Source organism: Amycolatopsis rifamycinica (assembly GCF_000695625.1).
In the GTDB taxonomy this organism is placed as follows: Bacteria; Actinomycetota; Actinomycetes; order Mycobacteriales; family Pseudonocardiaceae; genus Amycolatopsis; species Amycolatopsis rifamycinica.
On sequence record NZ_JMQI01000062.1, the window covers coordinates 292,295 to 314,702 of the forward strand.

A 22,408-nucleotide genomic window follows, 5' to 3' on the forward strand; every position below is an offset into this window, starting at 1 on the left:
CGCTCACCCGGCAGCCTGGCGGCCCAGCCGCCGGACGGCTTCGACGATCGCCGTGTTCGGCGCGCCCTTCACCAGGTATTCGGTGACGCCCGCCGCGGCCAGCCCGGCGATCGAGGTCCGGTCGGCGTAGGCGGAGAAGGCCAGGATGGCGGTGTCCGGGCTGCGCCGGGCGATCTCCCGGGCCGCCCGCGCCCCGCCGCCGCCCGGCATCCGGACGTCGAGGACGGCGACCGCGGGCCGGTGCCGCTCGGCGAGCCGGATCGCTTCGTCGGCGTCGCCGGCCACCGCGACCACGGCGATGTCGGCTTCGGAGTCCAGCACCTCCTTGAGGACGTCGCGGATCATCACGTCGTCGTCGGAGATCAGCACACGCAGCTCGGTCACGGTTCCGGCTCCGGTTCGGTGACGTCGGGCAGCAGGGGCAGCCAGAACTCGACGACGGTGCCCTCGCCGGGGGTGCTCCGCACGGCGAGCCAGCCGTGCGCCGCTTCGGCGCGTTCGTGCATCTCGACCAGCCCGAAGTGGCCCGCGCCGGCGTCGGTCCCGGCCGTGCCGACGCCGTCGTCGGTGATCCGCACGAGGGTGCCGTTGTCCACTGTGGACAGCGTGACGCCGACGCGGGTGGCGCGCGCGTGCTTGTGGACGTTGCTGAGCGCCTCCTGGCAGATCCGGTACACGGTGATCGCCGCTTCGGGGGACGGCTCGGCGGTGAGCTCGTCCCGCACCTCGTGCGCCAGCCCCCAGCGGCCGGCGACGTCGTCGGTGTACGCCGAGACGGCCTCCACCAGGCCGTGCCGGTCGAGTTCCGGCGGCCGCAGCCGGGAGACCAGGCCGCGCAGCCGGGCGATCGCGGCGGCGACGGCCTCGTCGAGGCCGCCGACGGCGCTCTTGTGCGGTTCCGGCAGCCGGGAGGCCAGCAGCTGCAGGCGCATGCCGACGGCCACCATGGACTGGATCGACTCGTCGTGGACGTCCCAGGCGATCCGGCGCCGCTCCACCTCCTGGGCCTCGACGAGGTGCCCGACCAGCCGGCGGCGTTCGCGCAGCGCCTGCTCGGCGTTGCGGCGCTCGGTCATGTCGCGGGTGACCTTCCCGAAGCCGTGCAGCCGGCCCTGCTCGTCGTACAAGGCCGTGATCACCACGTTCGCCCAGAACCGGGTGCCGTCCTTGCGGACCCGCCACCCCTCGTCCTCCAGCCGGCCTTCGGCGACCGCGATCTCGAGCTCGCGGGCCGGCTTGCCCGCGGCGACGTCGTCCGCCGGGTAGAACACCGAGAAGTGCCGGCCGATGATCTCCGCCGCCGTGTACCCCTTGATCCGCTCGGCGCCGGCGTTCCAGCTCGAGATGTGCCCGCCGGGGTCCAGCATGAAGATGCCGTAGTCCTGGACGCTCTGGACGAGCAGGCGGAACCGTTCTTCGCTCTCCCGCAGCGCCAGCTCGGCCGCGCGGCGTTCGGACACGTCGCGGGTGACCTTCCCGAACCCGCGCAGGCGCCCCTGCTCGTCGTACAAGGCCGTGATCACCACGTTCGCCCAGAACCGGGTGCCGTCCTTGCGGACCCGCCACCCCTCGTCCTCCAGCCGCCCCTCCCGGACGGCTCGCTCCAGCGCCCGGGCCGGCTTGCCCGCGGCCACGTCATCGGCCGGGTAGAACACCGAGAAGTGCCGCCCGACGATCTCCGCCGCCGCGTAGCCCTTGATGCGCTCCGCCCCCGCGTTCCAAGTCGAGATCCGGCCTTCGGTGTCGAGCAGGAAGATCCCGTAGTCCAGCACTCCGTGCACCAGCAGGCGGAACCGGTCGTCGTCCATGCGGCAACTCTGCCGGATCGCCGCCCGTCCGGCACCGCCGACGGCGGCTCAGCCCGCGAGCTCGGCGGACGTGGCGGGCAGGACACACCAGACCACCTTCCCGCGGCCGTGGCGCTCGGTCCCCCGCATCGACGCGAGCCGGTCGACGAGCGCGAGACCCCAGCCGCCGTCGGCTCCCGCGGGGCGCCGCACCGGCGGCGCCGGGTTGTCGTCGAAGACCTCGATGCGGACGTCGGTGTCGTCCACGCTCAGCCGCAGGACGGGGTGGCCGCCGCCGTGGCGCAGCGCGTTCGTCGCCAGCTCGGTGACGACCAGCAACGCGTCGTCGACGGCGGCTCCGTCGGTCCAGGCGAGCAGGGCGAGCCGGGTGAACCGGCGGGCGGCGGCGAGGCCGTGCGCCGAAGCGGTCAGGACGCACTCCGCGGTGAGCGGGGCAGGGATGGTCACGCCGCAAGCCTGCTCGATGCGCACCCGGCGGCGCGAGATGCAAAAGCCCCCACCCGCCTGGTGCAGGTGCATCAGCTGATGAGGCCCTCCCGGCGGGCCACCGCGACGGCTTCGAGCTTCGACCGCGCGCCGAGCTTTTCCAGCACCCGCTGGACGTGGTTGCGCGTGGTGTTGCGGGAAACGCCCAGCCGGCGGCCGATCTCGTCGGTCGTCGCGCCCTCGGCGAGCAGGTCGAGGGTTTCGCGCTCCCGGGCGGTCAGGGCCGCGCCGTTCCCGGGGCCGCGGCCGGTGAGCCGGTCGAAGACACCGGGCAGCAGTTCCGGGTCGAAGACGACGCCGCCGGCCGCCACGTCCCGCACGGCGGTTTCGAGCACGCCGAGCTGGGAGGACTTCAGCAGCAGCCCCGCACCGCCCGCCTTGGCGACCTGCACGGCGACCGCGGGTGTCGCGTCGCCGGTCAGCACCAGCACCCGCGCGCCGCCCGCACCGAGCTGCGCGACGACGCCGAGGGCGTCACCGTCGGCGAGCCGCCGGTCCAGCACCACGACGTCCGGGGCGTGTTCGAGCACGTCGGCCACCGCCTCCGCCCGCGACCGGGCCCGGCCGACCACGGTGATCCCGTCGGCGCGGTCGAGGGCCTGCTGCAGTGCCTCGGCGACCATGTCGTGGTCCTCCACGAGCAGGACACGGACGGGACGGGGCTCCTCGGCGCTGCTCACGGTGTTCCTCACTCCGGCGGTGGCTGCCCGCCCATCCTAGGCGCCCCGCCGGTCACCAGGCCGGGGAACTCGGCCGCAGCAGTCCTTCGGGCCCGGTGGCGGGCAGCCAGTCGACGAGGTCCTCGTGGTGACCGGCCGCCCGGAACACCGGCGGCCGGAACGAGCCGGCACCCGGCCCGGCGGCCCGCAGCACCTCGAGGAACCGGGCGACCGCGCGCGGCGGGGGCAGGACCTCCGGGCCGCCGAGGTAGGCCAGCGGCTTCGCCGCGCCCCCGCCCGCGGGCTCGACGACCGCCGACCAGCCGTGCACCTCGTCCCAGACGAGGGCCAGGTCGTGGCCCGGCAGGTCCGGCACGGTGCGGTCGAGGGCGACGTACCCGGAGGCGGGCACGTCGAGGTCGAGCGAACACGACTCGAAGCCGACGCCGACCGCCCGCGCGACCCGGGACAGGTAGGCACGCAGCCCCCGGGCGAAGTGGTATTCGATGTCCTTGCCGAAGCCGATGAGCGTGTTCATGGTGTCCGCCTCCCGCGCCCGCTACCAGGGGCGGAATACCCGATCCGGCGAACGATCACACTTTTGTGTTCACTCTTCGATCGCCCCGCCCACGGCCCTGAGATGCGCCCGGAAAGTCAAGGACGGATTCGTTTCCCGCGCCGCAAGGAATTCACCGAAACGCACCTGCTGCCGCAACGGTTCGCCGCCGCGGATCCGATCGGCCTGGCGGCGTTCGGTGTCGCGGATCCCTTCGGCGAGGCCGAACAGTTCACCCGCCCGGGCGAGCGGGACGAAGAGGACGCCGTCGTCGTCGCCCAGCACGAGGTCGGCCGGGCCGATCCGCCAGGGCCCGACGATCGCCTCGGCCAGCCCGCCGTCGACGCGCGGGCCCAGGCTCAGCGGGCCGGTGGGCAGCGACCCGAGGCTGAACACCGGCAGCCCGATGGCGCGGATGTCGGCGGTGTCGCGGTGCAGGCCCCAGATGACCACCCCGGACAGCCCGGCGGCCCGGGCCTCGAGGACCACCAGGTCGCCGACGCAGCTTTCGTCGAGCCGGCCGCCGTTGTCGACCACCAGCACACCGCCGGCGGGCGCCTCCTCGAACGCCTCCAGGAAGACGTCGACGCTGCCGACGTGCCGGGCCGGGACGGCCGGGCCGAACAGCCGGCTCCCCGGCACCACCGCGCGCGTCGGCGCCGGCGCGCACCGCACGGGGAGACCGGCGCGGATGCACGCGTCGGCGAGGTGGGCGGTGGTCAGCGTCGCGAAGCGCTGTCTGAGTCGTTCGTGCTCCATGCGCCGAATCTAGCCAGCGTCCCGGGTCTCCCCGGTCAGCCACGCCAGGTAGTCCGCGCTGCCGCCGACGATCGGGGTGGCGATCACTTCGGGCAGGTCGTAACCGTGCAGCTGCCGCAGCCGTTCGGCGAGGGCGGGGACCCGGTCCGCGGTCGTCTTGATCTCGACCCGCCACTCCCGGTCGGTCCGCACGGCGCCGTCCCACCGGTAGACGCTGGTGATCGGCCCGACGACCTGGGCACAGGCCCCGAGGCGGGCTTCGACCGCCTGGGTGGCGAGCTCGCGGGCCGCCGTTTCGGAGTCCGTGGTGGAGGTGACGATCACGTGTTCTGCCGCCATGCCCGCGAGAATACCGGCGCGGCTACGGGTTCATCCGGAATTCGAGACACCGCAACCACGCGAACGCCAGGATGGGCGGGCCCCGTTCCCCGACGTGAGGACCCGAGCATGCGCCGCCTGCCCGCACTCGCCACCGCCGTGCTCACCGCCGCGGTCCTGGCTCCCGCCACGGCCCACGCCGCGAGCCCGCCGTTCCCCGCGTCGGTGTTCCGCGCGACCCACAACAGCTACTCCGGCGACGTCGACGGCGCCAAGGACTCCCTCGTCCACCAGCTCGACCACGGCGTGCGGTTCCTGGAACTCGACGTCCACGACAACGGCTACGCCACTTCGCACGACTACGCCGTCGGCCACGACTCGCCCGGCAACCTCGTCGACCACAGCGGCGGCAACCCCGCGTCGAACGACCTCCGCGACTGGCTCGCCGTGGTGAACACCTGGTCGGCGCAGCACCCGGCCGCCGCCCCGATCGTCGTCATGCTCGATCTCAAGGACGACCTCACCGACAACCCCTCGTTCGCGGCGGGCAACCTGACCGCGCTCAACCAGGAGCTGGAGTCGGTGTTCGGCGCGCGGCTGCTGCGGGCGCGGGACTACCCGGCGGCGCAGCCGGACGTCGACGCGCTGCGGGGACGCGTGCTGCCGCTGCTGTCCGGCCACGGCGGCTCCCGCACCGAGTACCGGCGCGACGTCGGCTACCACCCCGCCGTCGCGCTGAACGGCCGCGGCCAGGTCGTCGAGGTGCACGACTCCGGCGCCGGCGCGCTCCGGTACTGGACGGGGACCTACGGCGCCGACGGGCGGGTCACCTGGCTCCGGCACGGCAAGTACGACAGCGGGCAGACGCCGGCGGTCGCCCTCAACGACAACGGCGACCTCGTCGAAGTCCACCAGTCCCCGAGCGCGACCACGCTCTGGTACCACGTCGGCAAGCTCGGCGCGGACGGCGAAATCACCTGGCAGGAGAGCCACCAGTACGACAACGGCGTCTCCCCCACCGTCGCGTTCACCGACGCCACGCACCTGCGGGAAATCCACCAGAGCCAGAGCAGCAGCCAGAACTGGGACTGGGACGGCCTGCTCGCGGGCACGACGGTGTCGTGGACCGGCAACGCGAAGACCGCCGACGCGCGGTTCGCCAAGGCGACGGCCACCAGCGCCGGCCGCACGGTCTCGGTGTGGACCGGCGCGGACGGCCCGACCTCGGCGCAGACGCTGCGCGCCGACACCGACCGGGTCGCCGGCGACCGGATCCGCTACCGGCAGGTCGCCTTCGACGAGTTCCAGAAGGGCGACAGCGCCGAGCTCCAGCAGGGTGCGCTCTTCTACGGCGCGCCCGCGACCGAGTCGGCGTTCATCACTTCGGCCCGGCAGGCCGGCAAGCTGGTGCGCGGCTGGGACTTCGACTCCGCGGGCCAGGCCACCACGCCCCTGGCCGGCTACCCGGCGACCAACCACCCGGACGACAGCTGGTACCAGACGCTGCTGACGGGCAACGGCGCCGTCGAGTAGCCCGGCCGTCAGCGCTTCGCCAGGGACCGGCAAGCGTCCCTGGCGAAGCTTGGCGGCACGGAGAACCCGCCCGTCCTGACGCGCATTACGCCTCGGGGTCGTAGGCCAGGTTCGGCCGCAGCCACTGCTCGACCTCGGCGACGTCGACGCCCTTGCGGCGCGCGTAGTCCTCGACCTGGTCGCGGCCGAGCCGGCCGACGGTGAAGTAGCGGGAATCCGGGTGGGCGAAGATCAGCCCGGACACGCTCGCCGCCGGCGTCATCGCGTACGACTCGGTCAGGTCCATGCCCAGCTCGCCGGCCCGCAGGAGCTCGAACAGCTCGCGCTTCTGGCTGTGGTCGGGGCTGGCCGGGTAGCCGAGCGCCGGGCGGATGCCGCGGAACCGCTCCGCGTGCAGGTCTTCCAGCTTCGGCTGGGCGTCCGGCTCGAACCAGTCGCGGCGGGCGCGCAGGTGGATGTGCTCGGCGAAGGCCTCGGCGAGCCGGTCGGCCAGCGCCTTGACCATGATCGCGCGGTAGTCGTCCTGCTCGGCTTCGTACCGCTTGGCCAGTTCTTCGGCGCCGTGGATGGCCACCGCGAACCCGCCGAGGTGGTCGCCGACCGGCGCGATGTAGTCGGCCAGGCAGCGGTTCGCGCGGTCCTGCGGCTTCGCCGTCTGCTGGCGCAGCATCGGGAATTTGACGTGCGCGTAGTCGCCCTCGAGCAGGATGTCGTCGCCTTCGCTGTGCGCCGGCCAGAACGCGTACGCGCCCTTCGCGGTGAAGCTGCCGTCGGCGATGATCTGGTCGAGCAGCGTGTTCGCGTCGTCGAACAGCTCGCGGGCGACCGGCTGCTCCAGGATGGCCGGGTACTTGCCCTTCAGTTCCCAGGCCAGGAACAGGAACTGCCAGTCGACCATCTCGCGCAGTTCCGCGATGCTCGGCTCGACCACGCGCAGGCCGGTGAACGCCGGGGTCGGCAAGCCGTCGAACGCCACCTTCTCCGGGTTCGCGCGGGCTTGGGCGAGGCTGAGCATCGGACGGCGCTGCTTGCTCGCGTGCTGCTCGCGCAGCACCTCCTGGTCGGCCCGGTTCTGCGCGGCCAGCACGATCGAGCGGTCCGGGTCGAGCAGGTCGGAGACGACGCCCACCACGCGCGAGGCGTCGAGGACGTGCACCGTCGCGTTGTCGTAGACCGGGGCGATCTTGACCGCGGTGTGCTGCTTGGACGTCGTCGCGCCGCCGATGAGCAGCGGCATCTTCAGTCCCCGCCGCTGCATTTCGGCGGCGACGGCGACCATTTCGTCCAGCGACGGCGTGATCAGGCCGGACAGCCCGACCGCGTCGGCGCCCTCGGTCACGGCGGTGTCGAGGATCTTGCCCGCCGGCACCATCACGCCGAGGTCGATGACCTCGTAGTTGTTGCAGCCGAGCACGACGCCGACGATGTTCTTGCCGATGTCGTGGACGTCGCCCTTGACCGTGGCGAGCACGATCTTGCCCTGGCCGCCGGCGGAGGCCAGCCGGCCTTCCTGGCGGGCCTTCTCCTTCTCCGCCTCCATGAACGGCTCGAGGTAGGCGACGGACCGCTTCATCACGCGGGCGCTCTTGACCACCTGCGGCAGGAACATCTTGCCGGAACCGAACAGGTCGCCGACGATCTTCATGCCGTCCATCAGCGGGCCCTCGATCACGTCGAGGGGCCGGGGCAGCTGCTGCCGCGCTTCTTCGGTGTCTTCCTCGATGTAGTCGACGATGCCGTGGACCAGCGCGTGGGACAGGCGTTCGCCGACCGTGCCTTCGCGCCAGGAGAGGTCCACGACGCGCTTGGTGCCGCTGCCCTTGACGTTCTCGGCGAAGCTCACCAGCCGGTCGGTGGCGTCTTCGCGCCGGTCGAAGAGCACGTCCTCGACCAGTTCGAGCAGGTCCTTCGGGATGTCTTCGTAGACGGCGAGCTGGCCGGCGTTGACGATGCCCATGTCCAGCCCGGCCTTGACCGCGTGGAACAGGAACGCCGAGTGCATCGCCTCGCGCACCACGTCGTTGCCGCGGAAGGAGAACGACAGGTTCGAGATGCCGCCGCTGGTCCGCGCGCCGGGACAGCGCTGCTTGATCCGGGGCAGCGCGTCGATGAACGCCTTCGCGTAGCCGTTGTGCTCGGCGATGCCGGTGGCGACGGCGAGGACGTTCGGGTCGAAGATGATGTCCTCGCCCGCGAAGCCCGCCTTCTGCGTCAGCAGGTCGTACGCGCGGCCGCAGATCTCGACCTTGCGGTCGGCGGTGTCGGCCTGGCCCTGCTCGTCGAAGGCCATCACGACGACGCCGGCGCCGTAGTCGCGGATGGTGCGCGCCTGGGCGAGGAACGGTTCCTCGCCCTCCTTGAGGCTGATCGAGTTGACCACGCCCTTGCCCTGCAGGCAGCGCAGGCCGGCTTCGAGCACGCTCCACTTGGAGCTGTCGACCATCACCGGGATCCGGGCCACCTCGGGCTCGGTGGCGATCAGGTTGAGGAAGGTCGTCATCGCCTGCTCGGATTCGAGCAGGTCGGCGTCCATGTTGACGTCGAGCAGGTTGGCCCCGCCGCGGACCTGCTCCAGCGCGACGTCGACGGCGCCCTGGTGGTCGCCGGACTCGATGAGCCGCCGGAACCGCTTCGACCCGGTGACGTTGGTGCGCTCGCCGATCATCACGAACCCGGTGTCGGCGCCGATGCCGAACGGCTCGAGCCCGCTGAACCGCATGTGGGTGCGGGGCGCCGGCACCTGGCGCGGGCCGACCTCCTTCGCCGCCGCGGCGATCTTCGCGATGTGCTCCGGGGTGGTGCCGCAGCAGCCGCCGACCAGGTTGACCAGGCCGTCGCGGGCGAAGCCGCCGATCAGGCCGGCGGTCTCCTCGGGCGTCTGGTCGTAGCCGCCGAACGCGTTCGGCAGGCCGGCGTTGGGGTGGCAGGCGACGTAGGCGTCGGCGATCCGCGAGAGCTCCTCGACGTGCGGGCGCATCTCCTCGGCACCGAGCGAGCAGTTCACGCCGACGACCAGCGGTTTCGCGTGCTCGACCGAGCTCCAGAACGCCTCGACGGTCTGCCCCGACAGCGTCCGGCCGCTCAGGTCGACGATCGTGACGGAGATCCACAGCGGCAGGTGCGGGGCGACCTCGCGCGCGGCGGCGATGGCGGCCTTGCAGTTCAGCGTGTCGAAGATCGTCTCGATCAGCAGCAGGTCGACGCCGCCCTCGGCGAGCCCGGCGATCTGCTCCGCGTAGGAGGCCTTGACCTGCTCGAACGTCACCGCGCGGTACGCCGGGTCATCGACCTTGGGCGACAGGCTGAGAGTGACGTTCAGCGGGCCGATCGACCCGGCGACGAACTTGCCCCCCGCTTCGTCGGCGGCCTGGCGGGCCAGCTGCGCGCCACGGACGTTCATCTCGTGGACGTGGGCCTGCAGGCCGTAGTCGGCCTGGCCGATGCTCGTGGCGGTGAAGGTGTTGGTCGTGGTGATGTCCGCGCCCGCGGCCAGGTACTGGCGGTGGACGTCGAGGATGACGTCCGGGCGGGTGAGGTTGAGCAGGTCCGGGTCGCCGGTGACGTCGTGGGTGTGGTCGCCGAAGCGGTCGCCGCGGTAGTCGGCCGGGGTCAGCCCGGCGCCCTGCAGCATGGTGCCCCAGGCACCGTCGAGCACGGCGACCCGCTGGTCGAGCAGCTCGCGCAGACGCGCTTCGGACGCGGAAGCACGGGACTCGTGCGGGGTGTTCACCGGCAGCCTCCCTCAGTCGGGAGGCGCCCTTGGTTGGTCATTCCCGGCCGAGCGTGGCGGACCCGGTGGTCCGTTGCAGCGCCTCTCGACCTGTGGTCCACGGTATCGGAACCGGGCCCCGGTACGCCATCCCGCCCCGCGGGCGTGTCCACGTACTGGGACAGCATTCGTCCACAATGGATTGTCCGGGTCACCCTGCACCTCCGTCGACCGATCGGCTCCGAGTGTGGCAGCCGCGGATCGAGCCCCTCTCAAGTCCACTCAGAGCATGTGACCGGACACACAGGGTCACCGAGCCGGCGGCTTGAAAACTGAAACACGTTCTAATACGCTCCGCGGGTGGACTACGGAATCGTGCTGTTCACCAGCGACCGCGGGATCAGCCCGGCTTCCGCGGCGCGCGCCGCGGAAGCCGCGGGGTTCTCGACCTTCTACGTCCCCGAGCACACCCACATCCCGGTGAAGCGCGAGTCACCGCACCCGCGCACCGGCGACGCGTCACTGCCCGACGACCGCTACAGCCGGACGCTCGACCCGTGGGTCGCGCTGGCGACGGCGGCCGCGGTCACGTCGCGCATCCGGCTCGCCACGGCGGTGGCCCTGCCGGTGGAGAGCGACCCGATCACGCTCGCCAAGACGATCGCCAGCCTCGACCACCTCTCCGGCGGCCGCGTCACGCTCGGCGCCGGCTTCGGCTGGAACGTCGACGAGCTGACCGACCACGGCGTGCCCGGCAACCGCCGCCGCACCGCGCTGCGCGAGTACCTCGAAGCGATGAGTGCACTGTGGACACAGGAGGAAGCCGCCTACGACGGGGAGTTCGTCTCCTTCGGACCGAGCTGGGCGTGGCCGAAGCCGGTCCAGGCGCACATCCCGGTGCTGCTCGGCGCGGGCCCGACCGAGAAGACGTTCCGCTGGATCGCCCGCCACGCGGACGGCTGGCTCACCACGCCGGCCGACACCGACCTGGACGGGCACGTGGCCCTGCTGAAGGAGATCTGGGCCGGCGAAGGCCGTACGGACGCTCCGCGGATCTGCGCCCTCGGCGAGCGGCCGGACCCGGAACGCCTGGCGCACCTGGACGCACTGGGCGTCACCGAGACGATCTTCGGCCTCCCCGACCGTTCCCCGGACGAAGTCGAGGCGTGGATCGGCCGGCTGGCCGGCAAGCTCACCCTCCCTGGCGCGCCCGCAGGTCGAGCTCGATCTGCTCCAGCGTGCGGCCCTTCGTCTCCGGAACCAGCCACTGGGTGAGCACGAACAGGACCACGTTCACCCCGGCGAACAGGAACATCGAGCCGCCGATGCCGAGCGACTCCGGGTCGGAGATGATCGGGAACACCGCGCTCACGATGCCCGTCGCCGCCCAGAGGACCACGCTGCTGATCCCCATGCCCGTGGCCCGGTACTTCAGCGGGAACACCTCGGACATCATCACCCAGACGACCGCGCCCCAGCCGAGCTCGTAGCCGACCAGGTAGAGCACCATCATCACCAGCATCAGCAGGCCGCGCGTGCCGGTGTCGTGGACGTTCAGCACCACCAGGCCGGCCGCCACCAGCGTCAGCACCATGATGACGTTGCCGATCAGCAGCAGCGGCTTGCGGCCCCAGCGGTCCACCACGAACACGACCCACGCGGTGAACAGGAACTTCGTCACGCCCAGCAGCACGCCGGACAGCAGCGCGGCCTGCGTGGCGAAGCCGAGCCCGATGAGCATCGTCGGGAAGTACGCGTTGATGGCGTTGACGCCGCTGAACTGCTGGCCGACGGCGAGCAGCAGGGCCACGACGAGCATCGGCCGCACGAAGCCGGCGAACAGGTCACGGATCCGCGGCTTCTCCTCGGTGTCGAGCCGGATGACCTCGTGGATGGTCGCGATCTCCTCGTCGAGGTCGACGGTGCCGCCGTGCGCACTCGCCAGGACCCGCCGAGCCTCGGCCTCCTGGCCGTTCTTGACCAGCCACCGCGGTGTTTCCGGCAGGAACAGCAAGCCGAGGAGCAGGATCACGGCGGGCACGATCGCGCCGGCGAACATCCAGCGCCACGCCGAAGACGGCCCGAGCCAGTAGCTGACCAGGAACGCGATCAGGATGCCCAGCACGATGAAGATCTGGTTCAGCGCGCCCAGCGCGCCCCGCCACTTCGCCGGGGCCAGTTCGGACAGGTACGTCGGAACGGTCGACGACGAAAGGCCGATCCCCAGCCCGATCACCAGGCGCGAGAGCACCAGCAGCACGAACGTCGGTGAGAAGCTCGCCGCCAGCGTGCCCACGACGACGATGCCCGCCGCGACCATGATGGTGCGGCGCCGGCCGAGGGCTTCGTTGGTGCGGCTGGAAAGCAGCGCGCCGATGATGGCCCCGACCGACAGGCTGGCGGTGATCACGCCCTTGTCCCAGCTGGTCAGCGCCCACAGTTTCCCGATGAACGGGAGCACGCCGGAAATCACGCCGAGGTCGTAGCCGAAGAGGATGCCGCCGAGCGCGCCGAAGAAGTACAGGGTGGTCCGGCCGATGTGCCGCGCCGGGGCCGCCTGCGTCCGGGGAGGTTCGGTCATGGCCTGGTCGCCTCTTTCGTGGGTCCGGTCCAGCAGCGGCCACCACACTCACACGCCGGAAAATGCCGGACAAGACCGCCCCCGATAACGATTCAGAAACCTGATCGACGTTCACGTATGTGACACGCCTCAACGCGGCACACCGGCCGCGGAACCACCGGCCCGACGGGCGCGAATTCCATTGTAGACAGTCGTGGCCGCCGAAATCGTCGAACGCTTTACAACGCTCCGAACGCTGGTTTACCTTCCCTCTGGAAGCGCTCCCAGAGTGTGGAGGCAGAGGTGCACAACGTCGTGCGAAGAACGCATTCCCCGTCCCGGTTCCGCTCGGCGAGACGGTTTCTCGCCACCGCGCTCGCGGTCCTGGTGCCCGCCGCCGTCGCGGTCACCGTCGGCGCGCCGGCCTCCCCGGCCGCGCCGGCGGCGACCACCTGGCGCAACGCGGAGATCGCCGGCGGCGGGTTCGTCCCCGGGATCGTCTTCAACCAGACCGAACGCGGGCTGGTCTACGCCCGCACCGACATCGGCGGGGCGTACCGGTGGAACACGGCCACCGGCCGCTGGCTCCCCCTGCTGGACTCGGTCGGCTGGACCGACTGGGGCCACAACGGCGTCGTCAGCCTGGCCACCGACCCGGTCGACCCGGACCGCGTCTACGTCGCGGCCGGGATGTACACCAACAGCTGGGACCCGAACAACGGCGCGATCCTCCGGTCGGCCGACCGCGGCGCGACCTGGCAGGCGGCGGCGCTGCCGTTCAAGCTCGGCGGCAACATGCCCGGCCGCGGCATGGGCGAGCGGCTCGCGATCGACCCGAACCGCAACAGCGTCCTCTACCTCGGCGCGCCCAGCGGCAACGGTCTCTGGCGCAGCACCGACTCCGGCGTCACCTGGACGAAGGTCGCCAGCTTCCCCAACCCCGGCAACTACGCGCCCGACCCGAGCGACACGACGGGCTACCAAAGCGAGCTCGAAGGCGTCACCTGGGTGACGTTCGACCCGACGACCGGCACCCGCGGCAGCACCACGCAGACCATTTACGTGGGTGTCGCGGACAAGCAGAACACCGTGTACCGCAGCACCGACGGCGGTGCGACGTGGGCGCGGCTGGCCGGCCAGCCCACCGGTTACCTGGCGCACAAGGGCGTCCTCGACCCGGTCGGCGGCTACCTCTACCTCGCCACGAGCGACACCGGCGGCCCGTACGACGGCGCGAAGGGCGACGTCTGGAAGTACGCCACGAAGACCGGTACCTGGACGCGGATCAGCCCGATCCCTTCCGACAGCGCGGACGACTACTTCGGCTACAGCGGGCTGACCATCGACCGGCAGCACCCGAACACGCTGATGGTCGCGACCCAGGTGTCGTGGTGGCCGGACGTGATCTTCTTCCGCAGCACCGACGGCGGCGCCACCTGGACCCGGATCTGGGACTTTTCCAGCTATCCCGAGCGCAGCCTGCGCTACACCCAGGACATCTCGTCGGTTCCGTGGCTGAACTTCGGCCTCCAGCCCGCTCCGCCGGTGCCGTCGCCGAAGCTCGGCTGGATGACGGAGTCGATGGAGATCGACCCCTTCGACTCCAACCACCTGCTCTACGGCACGGGCGCGACCGTCTACGGCACGTCCGACCTCACCAAGTGGGACAGCGGCGGGAAGATCACCATCAAGCCGGTCGTCGGCGGTCTCGAGGAGACGGCGGTGCTCGACCTGATCAGCCCGCCGTCGGGCGCTCCCCTGCTGTCCGGCCTCGGTGACATCGGCGGGTTCCGGCACGACAGCCTCGACGCCGTCCCGGCCACCATGTACACGCAGCCGGTCTTCACCACGACCACCAGCCTGGACTACGCCGAACTGTCGCCGTCGACGATCGTGCGCACCGGCACCCTCGACCGGTCCGCGCGGCCGAACGACAACCGGATCGCCTTCTCCACCGACGGCGGGAAGAACTGGTTCCAGGGCGCGGAGCCGGGCGGGAACGCCGCCGGCGGCACGGTGGCCGCGGCCGCCGACGGCAGCCGGTTCGTCTGGAGCCCCGAGGGCACCGGCGTCAGCTACTCCGTGGGCTTCGGCTCGTCGTGGACGGCGTCCGCCGGCATCCCGGCCGGGGCGGTGGTCGAGTCCGACCGCGTCGACCCGAAACGGTTCTACGGGTTCGCGGCCGGCCGGTTCTACGTCAGCACCGACGGCGGTGCGACGTTCACCGCGACCGCGGCCACCGGGCTGCCGTCCGGCTCCGCGCACTTCAAGGCGATGCCGGGGGTGGCCGGGGACATCTGGCTCGCCGGTGGCTCCGGCACCGCGTACGGCCTGTGGCACTCGACCGACTCCGGAGCGTCCTTCACGAAACTGGCGAACGTCGCCGAAGCCGACAACGTCGGGTTCGGCAAGGCCGCTCCCGGCCGGACGTATGCGACGTTATACACCATCGCCAGGATCGGCGGTGTGCGCGGGATCTTCCGTTCGGACGACGCGGGCGCCTCGTGGACGCGGATCAACGACGACCGCCACCAGTACGGCAACATCGGGGCCGCGCTGACCGGCGACCCGCGGGTGTACGGCCGGGTGTACGTGGGCACGAACGGCCGCGGCGTGATCGTGGGCGAGTCCGGCGGCAGCGAGCCACCGCCGCCGACGAGCACCACGCCGACCACGCCGACCACGACCACGACGCCGACGACCACCACCACACCCGTGCCCTCGGGCTCCTGCACGGCGGCCTACACGGTGACCAACCAGTGGCAGGGCGGCTTCCAGGCCTCGGTGAAGGTGGGCAACACGAGCACCGCCGCGGTGACGGGGTGGACGGTGACGTGGACGTTCGCCGACGGCCAGCGGGTGACGCAGGCGTGGAACGCCCAGGTAACCCAGAGCGGCGCGGCGGTGACGGCCCTGGACGCGGGCTGGAACCGGACCATCCCCGCGGGCGGCAGCGCGGAGTTCGGCTTCACCGGCTCGTCCGGAACGGCGAACGGCAAGCCGGCGGCGATCTCGCTCAACGGCCGGACCTGCACGACGACCTGACCCCGGGTGTCGTGAATGGCTCGTTCGGGACCTCGGCGGTCCTGGACGAGCCATTCGCGGTCTTGGGGCGCGGGCGGGGAGGTGGGCGCGAGCAGACGGGCGGGCGCACACGCGCGAGTGGGTGCGAGCGGGCGAAGGGGGTTTCAACCCACCCCCAGGCGGTTGAAACCCCCTTCCCGCGCCCCCAGTCCGGGGCCCCCGCCCGAGCAGGAGCAGCCTGCTCGGGCGACGTCCCCGGTGATGTCCACTCTTCCCCGTGCCGACGGCAGCCGCCATTCCTGCTCAAAGGGGACTTTTTCGCGTTGCCACACCCCCGCCCAGCTGGGAAAACGCGGTTCGAGGGTGCCGGATATACCCAGCCGGGGGGCCAAAAGTTACCCGGCGGACAGCGCGGGCTCAGGCGCTCTCGAGCACGATCTTGCCGACGTGGGTCCGGGACTCCAGGTGCTTGAGCGCCTCGGCCACCTCGTCGAAGGCGAACCGGCGGTCGATCACGGGCTTCAGGCCGGTCCGCTCGATGGCCCGGTTCATCGCCTGGAACGTCTCGCGGGAGGCGTTGGTGAGCCCGCGCAGGGTCAGCTGCTTGACCAGCACCGGGATCGGGTCGACGCCGCCTTCGTGGGTCAGGACGCCGGCCACGCTGATGTGCCCGCCGTACCGGGCCGCGATCATCGACTGGGTGATCGTGCCGCCGCCGCCCACGTCGACGACGTGGTCGACGCCGCCGCCGGTCAGGCCGGCCACCGCGGCTCCCCACTCGGGTGTGGTGGCGTGGTTCAGGGTCTCGGCGGCGCCCAGCTCGCGGAGCCGCTCGAGCTTCTCGTCCGAGCTCGACGTCGAAACCACGTGGGCGCCGCCGAGCGCGGCGAACTGCAGCGCGAAGGTCGACAGGCCGCCGCTGCCGAGGGTCAGGACCGTCTGCCCCGGCGTCAGCCCGCCCTCTTCGACGACGGCCCGCCACGCCGTCACGCCGGCGCTGGGCAGGGTGGCGGCTTCGGCGTAGTCGAGGTGCGCGGGCACCGCGACCAGGGCGTCCTCGGCGAAGACGGCGTACTCCGCGAGCACGCCGTCGAGGGTGCCGGCCAGGTCGTCCGCGGTCTTCTCGGGCGTGCCGGGCCCGGACAGCCAGTCCGGGAAGTACGTCGCCGCCACCCGGTCCCCCGCGCTCCAGGTGCCCACCCCGGCTCCGACGGCGACGACCTCGCCCGCCCCGTCGGACAGCGGGATCACGTCCGGCTTCACCGGCTTCGGGTAGAAGCCCTTGAGGATCATCAGGTCGCGGGCGTTGACCGCCCACCCGCGCAGGCGGACCAGGACCTGCCCGGGACCGGGTTCGGGCACGTCACGCTCGCCCAGCACGAGCCCGGCGCCGGGGCGGGGCAGGGAAAAGAACTTCACAGCGGCTCCCAGTGATCGGCGAAACTCATCGACGAGGCCAGTGTGTCGAAGCCGCGAGTTCGGCGTCGACGGTCGCCAGGAGGTCCGGGGTCAGTTCGGCGAGCGACGTGGCGAAGTGGCGGACACCGGCGGAAGCCATGAAGTCCCGCTGCCGCGCGTGGGCGGGGCTCGACGGGAACCCGACGAACCCGGCGCCGTGCGCGCGGGCGTCCTCGGCGACCCGGCTGACGTCGTCGACGAAGACGATCTCGTCGAAGGCGACGCCCAGCACGGTGCGGGCGATGTGGTCGACGCCCGGCCGGTGCTCGTTGATGCTCACGTACGGCAGCTCGGGATCGAGCAGGTCCACGAGGTCCCCGAGGTGGTGGTCGAAGGTGTGTTCGCGGGTCCGGCCGCCGTAGCAGACCAGCCGCACCGGCAGCTTCGCCAGCGCCTCCAGGCAGTCCCGCGCGCCTTCGGCCACCCGGATCGGGTGCTCGGCCAGGTAGTCCTGCCGCGCGGCCCACAGCTGCTTCAGCGTCTCCTCGGCCGGCTGGTCGAGGCCGCAGAGCCGGGTGACCTTCCCGGCGACCACGATGTCCCGCAACCCGATGACGTCCCGCTCGGCCGCGGCGTCGTAGACCCCGCCGTGGTCGGTGACGAACCGGGCGATCATGGCCAGGTAGGTGTCGTCGACGAGCACGCCGTCGCAGTCGAGCGCGACCACGCGCAGCTTCCCGAAGCCGCTCACCGCTGGGCGAACACTTCCCGCGCGGCCGCGAGCGCGTTGAGCGCGGCCGGGAAACCGCAGTAGAACGCCAGGTGCAGCACGGTCTCCACGGCCTCCTGCTCGGTGCCGCCGACGTTGAGCAGCCCGTTGATGTGCACCTTCAGCTGGGGCAGCGCGGTACCCAGCGCGACGCACGCGGCGATCGTGACGATCTCGCGGTGGCGCAGGCTCAGGTGCGGCCGGGTGTAGATCTCGCCGAAGGTGAATTCGACGATGTAGGTGGCCAGGTCCGGGGCGATGTCCCGCAGCCCGTCGGCGACGCGCTCCCCGGCCTCGCCGTCCACGGCCTTCATCGCCGCCAGGCCGCGCTCGTAGCGGTCCTCGATGCCCGCCCACGGCACGTCGGCGACCTCGCCGTCCGGTGCCGGCTCCTCGGCGGGCAGGCCGTCGAAGGCCGCCTTGAGCGCGGTCAAGGCGTTGAGCGTGGCCGGGAACCCGGCGAAGGAGCTGACGTGGATCACGGTCTCGACCAGCTGGCGGCGGGTGCAGCCGACGTTGAGCGCGGCCTTGGCGTGGAACTGCAGCTGCGAACCCGCGTAGCCGAGCGCGGTGAGCGCGGCGACCGTCACCAGCTGCCGCTCCGGCAGCGGGAGGCCGGGCCGGTGGTAGACGTCGCCGTAGATGAACCCGACGCACTGCTCGCCGAACTCGCCTTCCCCGACGCTCTCGAACAGGTCCAGCACGGCCGGCCGGTCGGCCCCGCCGAGCTGCTGGATGAGTTTGAGGCCCTGGGCGAAGGACGCGGCGCGGTCCTGCTGCTGCAGGTCGGACATCGTGGCGTGGTTTCCCTTCCGGAGTGGGGCCCGGCTCAGCCGAGGTAGGCCCGGGTCGCCTGGTCGGCCTTGCGGCGTTCGAGGGTGTCGATCCGCCCCCGCACGATCATCGCGTACTCGATGCCGGCGGTGGCGACGGTGCGGCCCTGCTGGCGCACCGACGTCGTGGCGCGGAACTTGAGGTGGGTCTCCCGGTCGAGATCGGACTCGGTGATCAGCGATTCGACCGTGGCCGGCAACGGGAACAGGAAGTCCTCGAAGGACAGATCGATCCGCTTCCACACCCCGGCGTAGGCGGCCGGGGCGAGACCGGGCCGGATCGCGGTCTCGAACTGCGCGATGCAGATCTGCCGCATCGCCTCGACGATCACGATGCCCTGCACGTGCTCGCCGGTGTGGTGGTCGAGGACGAGTTCGTTGTCCCGGTGGATCCGCAGCCCGGCCCGGCAGTGCCCGGGCACCGGGCTGTGCACGCCGGCGAGCAGGACGTTCTCCGGACGGCTCTTGTGGACGACCGCGGGCGGTGCGGACGGCCGCCGGAACGCTTCCGGGTCGGCCAGGCGCACGGCTCCTTCGCTCTTCCGGCAGGCGGCTTCGAGCAGCTCGCCGTCGGCCGCGTCGATGCCCTGGCCGGCGTGGACGATCCAGTGGCCACCGGACGCGGCGAAGCCACCGGAGTCCAGCAGGGCCAGCAGGCCCGACAACGTGTACACCCGGTCCTCGCCGGCGAACGGCGCGAAGCGGTCGGCGACCACGACGACGTCCCGCCGCGTGAGCCCCTCCCACGCCCAAGCCTCTTCGCACGGGATTCGCGGGCACGAAACATCGTGCGGTGCCACCTCGGGCGCCTCCGTCCGGGTCCGGTCCAGGGTCACGGCCGCGCCGAGGCGTGGGCGTCGAGAAGTGCTTCGGAGAGATTGCGGGCCGTCCTGACCGAGCGCCACCGCGGCCCGGACAGCTCGGTGGCCATCAGCTTCAGCATGGCACGCACCATGTCCGGCTGCTTGCCCACGCCCGCGTCGAGCAGCGGTCCGACCTGCGCGGCGGCGCCTTCGAGGTCGTCGAGCCGCAGGTGCGCGCGGCCGGTGTCGATCCGGATCATCGGATCCATGGCCTCCCAGCGGTTTTCCAGGGACAGCTGCTCGAACGCCTCGCGGGCGGTGGTGAACTCGCGCAGCGCGGCCGAGGCCTGCCCGACCGAAAGCAGGGAATTGCCCGCCATGTAGTGCCGCCGGTCCTTCGTGATGTTGAAGAAGCTGTCCTCACCGCCGGCCCCGAGGCCCGGGTCCTCGATGGCCGTCCAGCGCGCGATCGCGTCCAGCACCTGCCCTTCGGCCCGCACCGACGACCAGCCGCGCGCCTCGGCGAGGATGAGCGGGGCGTCCGTCAGGCGCCCGCCCACGTGGTAGCTGAGCCCGTCGGCGGCGAGCTTCGCGGACTCGATGCCGTTCCCGGCCCAGAAGGCCACCCGCGCCTGGGACGTGCGCACCCAGCGCCGGGCGAGGCGGTCGTCGGCGTACTGGGTGTAGAGCCAGGCGGCGGAGTTGAGTTCGCGCGAACGCCGGTACCGGCCGAGGTCCCCCGCGATCCAGGCCATCATCGCGCTCGACTTGGCCCCGACGAGCAGCAGGTCCTGCGTCTGCTTCGGCCGTTGGCGGCCCTTGAGCAGGGCCGCGGTCCGGTCCGCGATCACGGCGAGCTGGCCGAGGATCGAGTCGGGCGCGGTGCGCGTGTAGGCGCCGCCCAGGAAGTCGAGGTCGGCCCACAGGTCGTCGAGCTGGACGTCGTCCACGTTGGTCTTCGTGAGCAGGATGGCGTCGTCGAGGGCGCCGGCGCCGATCTCCTCCTCCGCCCGGCCCTCGGCGCGGACGGGGGTGCGGGCCGACGGCGCCGCCTCCGGCTCGGGCGCGGCGACGGCGACCGGGGTATCCGGCTCGGCGTGGTACTCGGCGAGGTCCTTGGCCGGCAGCTGCTCGAGATCACGCAGGCCCAGCAGGCACTTCCAGCTCGTGCCGTAGACCCGGGCCAGCACCCGCAGCGCCGCGACGGTCGGCCGGACGCCACGCTCGGGCCACTGCTCGTACTCCCAGATCCGCGTGCCGCGCATCCCGGCGCGCGGGTCTCCGGTGACGGCGTTGTACTGGTGCGCCGCGACGTCGAGCGAAAGCTCGGACGCCAGCCGCCACGCGGTGCGCGGCGGGATCCCGCACTCGACGACCAGGTTCTTCGCCACCTGGGCCGGGATCGCCTCCTCGGGGAACCCCAAGGCGGTCAGCCGCTCCCGCAGTTGGGCGCGGTAGGGCTTACTCCCGGGCTTGGCCTGTCGACTCATCGTTCATCCAACGATTTCCGGAGTACGGGGGCACGCCGACGACCCTACCGCAGCGTTACCTCGGCAGCCCAGTTCGTGATCGGGCCGGAGATCGTGTGATCAGAGAGAGGTTGAGGGTGCAACAACGGCTTCCCGCCTCCGGACGCCGGGCGGGGACCTGAGAGCGCTCCCAATTCGGGCTCTCGCCGCCGATCCCGTGATCTTGGCGCGGATTTTCCGAATCCACCCCAACGGAGGCGTCCGGCCCCGGACCGCGGTGGCGCAGCGCGACGGAGAGATGTCCTGCCTCCCAACGGGTTCGGCCGTTCAGTAGCGTTCAGTGAAGATCGCCGCCGCGGCGGCTGCGGAAAACGGACCACCGGATCGGCCTCCGTCCGGGTCGCTCTTTACAAGCGCGACACGCCGGGGTTACCTTTCCGGCGGCTGGAAGCGCTCCCATGCCAGGTCGCCTCGCCAGAATGCGGCCAAACCCCAGGGGCGTCGTGGTGCAGGCCACGGCGCCCCTGTCCGCGTCCCCCCGAGGAGCCATCCCATGAACAGGTTCGCCGGTGCCCTGGCCGCGCTCTGCCTCGCCGCGGCGGGCACCACCGCGGTCGTCCTGGCCGGTCCGGCCGCCGCCGCGCCCGCGTGCTCGGTCGCCTACCGCGTCAACCAGTGGCAGACGGGCTACACCGCGGACATCACGGTGACCAACGGCGCCACCGCGGTCTCCTCCTGGACGCTCACCTGGCACTACGCCGGGAACCAAGCCGTCACCTCCGCCTGGAACGCCACCGTCCGCCAGTCCGGGACCGCGGTCACCGCGGAAAGCCTGCCGTACAACGCCGCGCTGCCCGCCGGCGGCTCGGTCTCGTTCGGCCTCCAGGGCACCTACAGCGGGACGAACGCCGCGCCCACGGACTTCGCGCTCAACGGCGTTTCCTGCGGCGACCCCGCGCCCCCGACGTCGACGACGCCCACCACACCCACCACACCCACCACACCCACCACGACACCGACCACCACGACGTCCGGGCCGCAGCCGGCCGGCTGCGCGGACGCCGCGTTCTGCGACGACTTCGAGCAGCAGACCGGCAGCACCCCGGGCGGCCGCTGGACCGTCGGTGCGGCGAACTGCCAGGGCACCGGCACGGTCACCGTCGACGGCTCGGTCGCCCACTCCGGCAGCCGCTCGGTCAAGGTCACCGGTCAAGGCGGCTACTGCAACCACGCGTTCCTCGGCACCAGCGTCACCGGTTCCGGCGTGCTGTACGGCCGGTTCTGGGTCCGGCACACCACCGCGCTGCCCAGCGGGCACGTCGCCTTCCTGGCGATGCGCGACAGCACCGACGGCCGCGACCTGCGGGCCGGCGGGCAGAACCGGGCCCTGCAGTGGAACCGCGAGTCCGACGACGCGACGCTGCCCGCGCAGAGCCCGGCCGGCGTCGCCCAGAGCGTCCCGCTGCCGACCGGCACCTGGTCCTGCTTCGAGTTCCGGCTCGACGGCGCGGCCGGGCAGCTCCGGACCTGGCTGGGCGGCTCCGAGGTGCCCGGCCTGGTCGTGGACGGCGTCCCGACGCCCGACATCGACCAGCAGTGGCTCGCCCGGGCGTGGCACCCGTCGGTGACCGACCTGCGCCTCGGCTGGGAGAGCTACGCGGGCGACGCCGACACGCTCTGGTTCGACGACGTGGCCGTGGGCTCTTCGCGGATCGGCTGCTGAG

General features: G+C 72.0%; 18 protein-coding genes and 1 riboswitch. Of the genes, 4 read left to right on the forward strand and 14 right to left on the reverse strand.

Annotation, left to right across the window (positions count from 1 at the left end; genetic code table 11):
* Positions 1 to 3 precede the first annotated feature (3 nt).
* The 7 genes from DV20_RS29480 to cutA all read right to left on the reverse strand — a co-directional run bounded on the left by DV20_RS29480 (position 4) and on the right by cutA (position 4,607).
* Entirely contained in the window at positions 4 to 384 is a 381-nt protein-coding gene (locus tag DV20_RS29480; protein ID WP_043786031.1) for a response regulator, read from the reverse strand.
* Positions 381 to 1,808, reverse strand: a complete 1,428-nt coding sequence (locus DV20_RS29485) for a PAS domain-containing sensor histidine kinase (RefSeq protein ID WP_043786033.1) — start codon at positions 1,806 to 1,808, stop codon at positions 381 to 383. Before DV20_RS29485 ends, DV20_RS29480 begins: the two co-directional genes overlap by 4 nt.
* A 48-nt stretch (positions 1,809 to 1,856) precedes the next feature.
* Entirely contained in the window at positions 1,857 to 2,255 is a 399-nt protein-coding gene (locus DV20_RS29490) for an ATP-binding protein (RefSeq protein WP_235191005.1), read from the reverse strand.
* 71 nt (positions 2,256 to 2,326) lie between these two features.
* Positions 2,327 to 2,974: a response regulator transcription factor gene (locus DV20_RS29495; protein WP_043786036.1), complete on the reverse strand. Its 648-nt coding sequence runs from the start codon at positions 2,972 to 2,974 to the stop codon at positions 2,327 to 2,329.
* Between the two features lie 52 nt (positions 2,975 to 3,026).
* Positions 3,027 to 3,491, reverse strand: a complete 465-nt coding sequence (locus DV20_RS29500) for a DUF6292 family protein (RefSeq protein WP_043786038.1) — start codon at positions 3,489 to 3,491, stop codon at positions 3,027 to 3,029.
* A 69-nt stretch (positions 3,492 to 3,560) separates the two neighbouring features.
* Entirely contained in the window at positions 3,561 to 4,268 is a 708-nt protein-coding gene (locus DV20_RS29505; protein ID WP_043786039.1) for an RraA family protein, read from the reverse strand.
* Between the two features lie 9 nt (positions 4,269 to 4,277).
* Complete coding sequence (gene cutA / locus DV20_RS29510) at positions 4,278 to 4,607, reverse strand: divalent-cation tolerance protein CutA (RefSeq protein ID WP_043786041.1); 330 nt, start codon at positions 4,605 to 4,607, stop codon at positions 4,278 to 4,280.
* A gap of 108 nt (positions 4,608 to 4,715) precedes the next feature.
* Between cutA and DV20_RS29515 the strand changes: the two genes are divergently transcribed.
* Positions 4,716 to 6,119, forward strand: a complete 1,404-nt coding sequence (locus DV20_RS29515) for a PI-PLC domain-containing protein (RefSeq protein ID WP_043786043.1) — start codon at positions 4,716 to 4,718, stop codon at positions 6,117 to 6,119.
* An 85-nt stretch (positions 6,120 to 6,204) separates the two neighbouring features.
* Here the strand turns inward: DV20_RS29515 and metH are convergent, their stop codons facing one another.
* Positions 6,205 to 9,849 carry a methionine synthase gene (metH, locus tag DV20_RS29520; protein ID WP_051736179.1) on the reverse strand — a complete coding sequence of 1,215 codons (3,645 nt, stop codon included), beginning with the start codon at positions 9,847 to 9,849 and terminating at the stop codon, positions 6,205 to 6,207.
* A gap of 14 nt (positions 9,850 to 9,863) precedes the next feature.
* Positions 9,864 to 9,942: riboswitch (S-adenosyl-L-homocysteine riboswitch) on the reverse strand.
* Positions 9,943 to 10,188: 246 nt separating this feature from the next.
* Between metH and DV20_RS29525 the strand changes: the two genes are divergently transcribed.
* Complete coding sequence (locus tag DV20_RS29525) at positions 10,189 to 11,103, forward strand: LLM class F420-dependent oxidoreductase (RefSeq protein WP_051736180.1); 915 nt, start codon at positions 10,189 to 10,191, stop codon at positions 11,101 to 11,103.
* Here DV20_RS29525 and DV20_RS29530 read toward each other — a convergent pair.
* Positions 11,021 to 12,409, reverse strand: coding sequence for a sugar porter family MFS transporter (locus DV20_RS29530; RefSeq protein WP_200876524.1), 1,389 nt, complete (start codon positions 12,407 to 12,409; stop codon positions 11,021 to 11,023). The genes DV20_RS29525 and DV20_RS29530 overlap by 83 nt on opposite strands.
* 282 nt (positions 12,410 to 12,691) lie before the next feature.
* On the opposite strand from DV20_RS29530, the gene DV20_RS29535 reads away from it, so the two are divergent.
* On the forward strand, positions 12,692 to 15,433 hold the full coding sequence (locus tag DV20_RS29535; RefSeq protein ID WP_043786045.1) for a cellulose-binding domain-containing protein: 2,742 nt from the start codon (positions 12,692 to 12,694) through the stop codon (positions 15,431 to 15,433).
* A gap of 396 nt (positions 15,434 to 15,829) precedes the next feature.
* Here the strand turns inward: DV20_RS29535 and DV20_RS29540 are convergent, their stop codons facing one another.
* Genes DV20_RS29540 through DV20_RS29560 form a run of 5 tightly spaced genes read right to left on the reverse strand, consistent with a single transcriptional unit; the run spans position 15,830 to position 20,705 of the window.
* Positions 15,830 to 16,831, reverse strand: a complete 1,002-nt coding sequence (locus DV20_RS29540) for a zinc-dependent alcohol dehydrogenase family protein (protein WP_043786046.1) — start codon at positions 16,829 to 16,831, stop codon at positions 15,830 to 15,832.
* 25 nt (positions 16,832 to 16,856) lie between these two features.
* Positions 16,857 to 17,561 (reverse strand): HAD family hydrolase, encoded by a 705-nt coding sequence (locus DV20_RS29545; RefSeq protein WP_043786048.1) that lies wholly within the window; start codon positions 17,559 to 17,561, stop codon positions 16,857 to 16,859.
* Positions 17,558 to 18,373 carry a carboxymuconolactone decarboxylase family protein gene (locus tag DV20_RS29550; protein WP_043786049.1) on the reverse strand — a complete coding sequence of 272 codons (816 nt, stop codon included), beginning with the start codon at positions 18,371 to 18,373 and terminating at the stop codon, positions 17,558 to 17,560. The genes DV20_RS29545 and DV20_RS29550 overlap by 4 nt, the downstream gene beginning before the upstream one ends.
* A gap of 35 nt (positions 18,374 to 18,408) precedes the next feature.
* Positions 18,409 to 19,212 (reverse strand): AfsA-related hotdog domain-containing protein, encoded by an 804-nt coding sequence (locus DV20_RS29555; protein ID WP_043786130.1) that lies wholly within the window; start codon positions 19,210 to 19,212, stop codon positions 18,409 to 18,411.
* Positions 19,213 to 19,244: 32 nt separating this feature from the next.
* A complete protein-coding gene (locus tag DV20_RS29560) occupies positions 19,245 to 20,705 on the reverse strand; it encodes a hypothetical protein (RefSeq protein WP_235191006.1) in 1,461 nt (486 codons plus the stop codon).
* 532 nt (positions 20,706 to 21,237) lie between these two features.
* On the opposite strand from DV20_RS29560, the gene DV20_RS47210 reads away from it, so the two are divergent.
* Positions 21,238 to 22,407, forward strand: coding sequence for a cellulose-binding domain-containing protein (locus tag DV20_RS47210; RefSeq protein WP_043786052.1), 1,170 nt, complete (start codon positions 21,238 to 21,240; stop codon positions 22,405 to 22,407).
* Position 22,408: the final 1 nt, after the last annotated feature.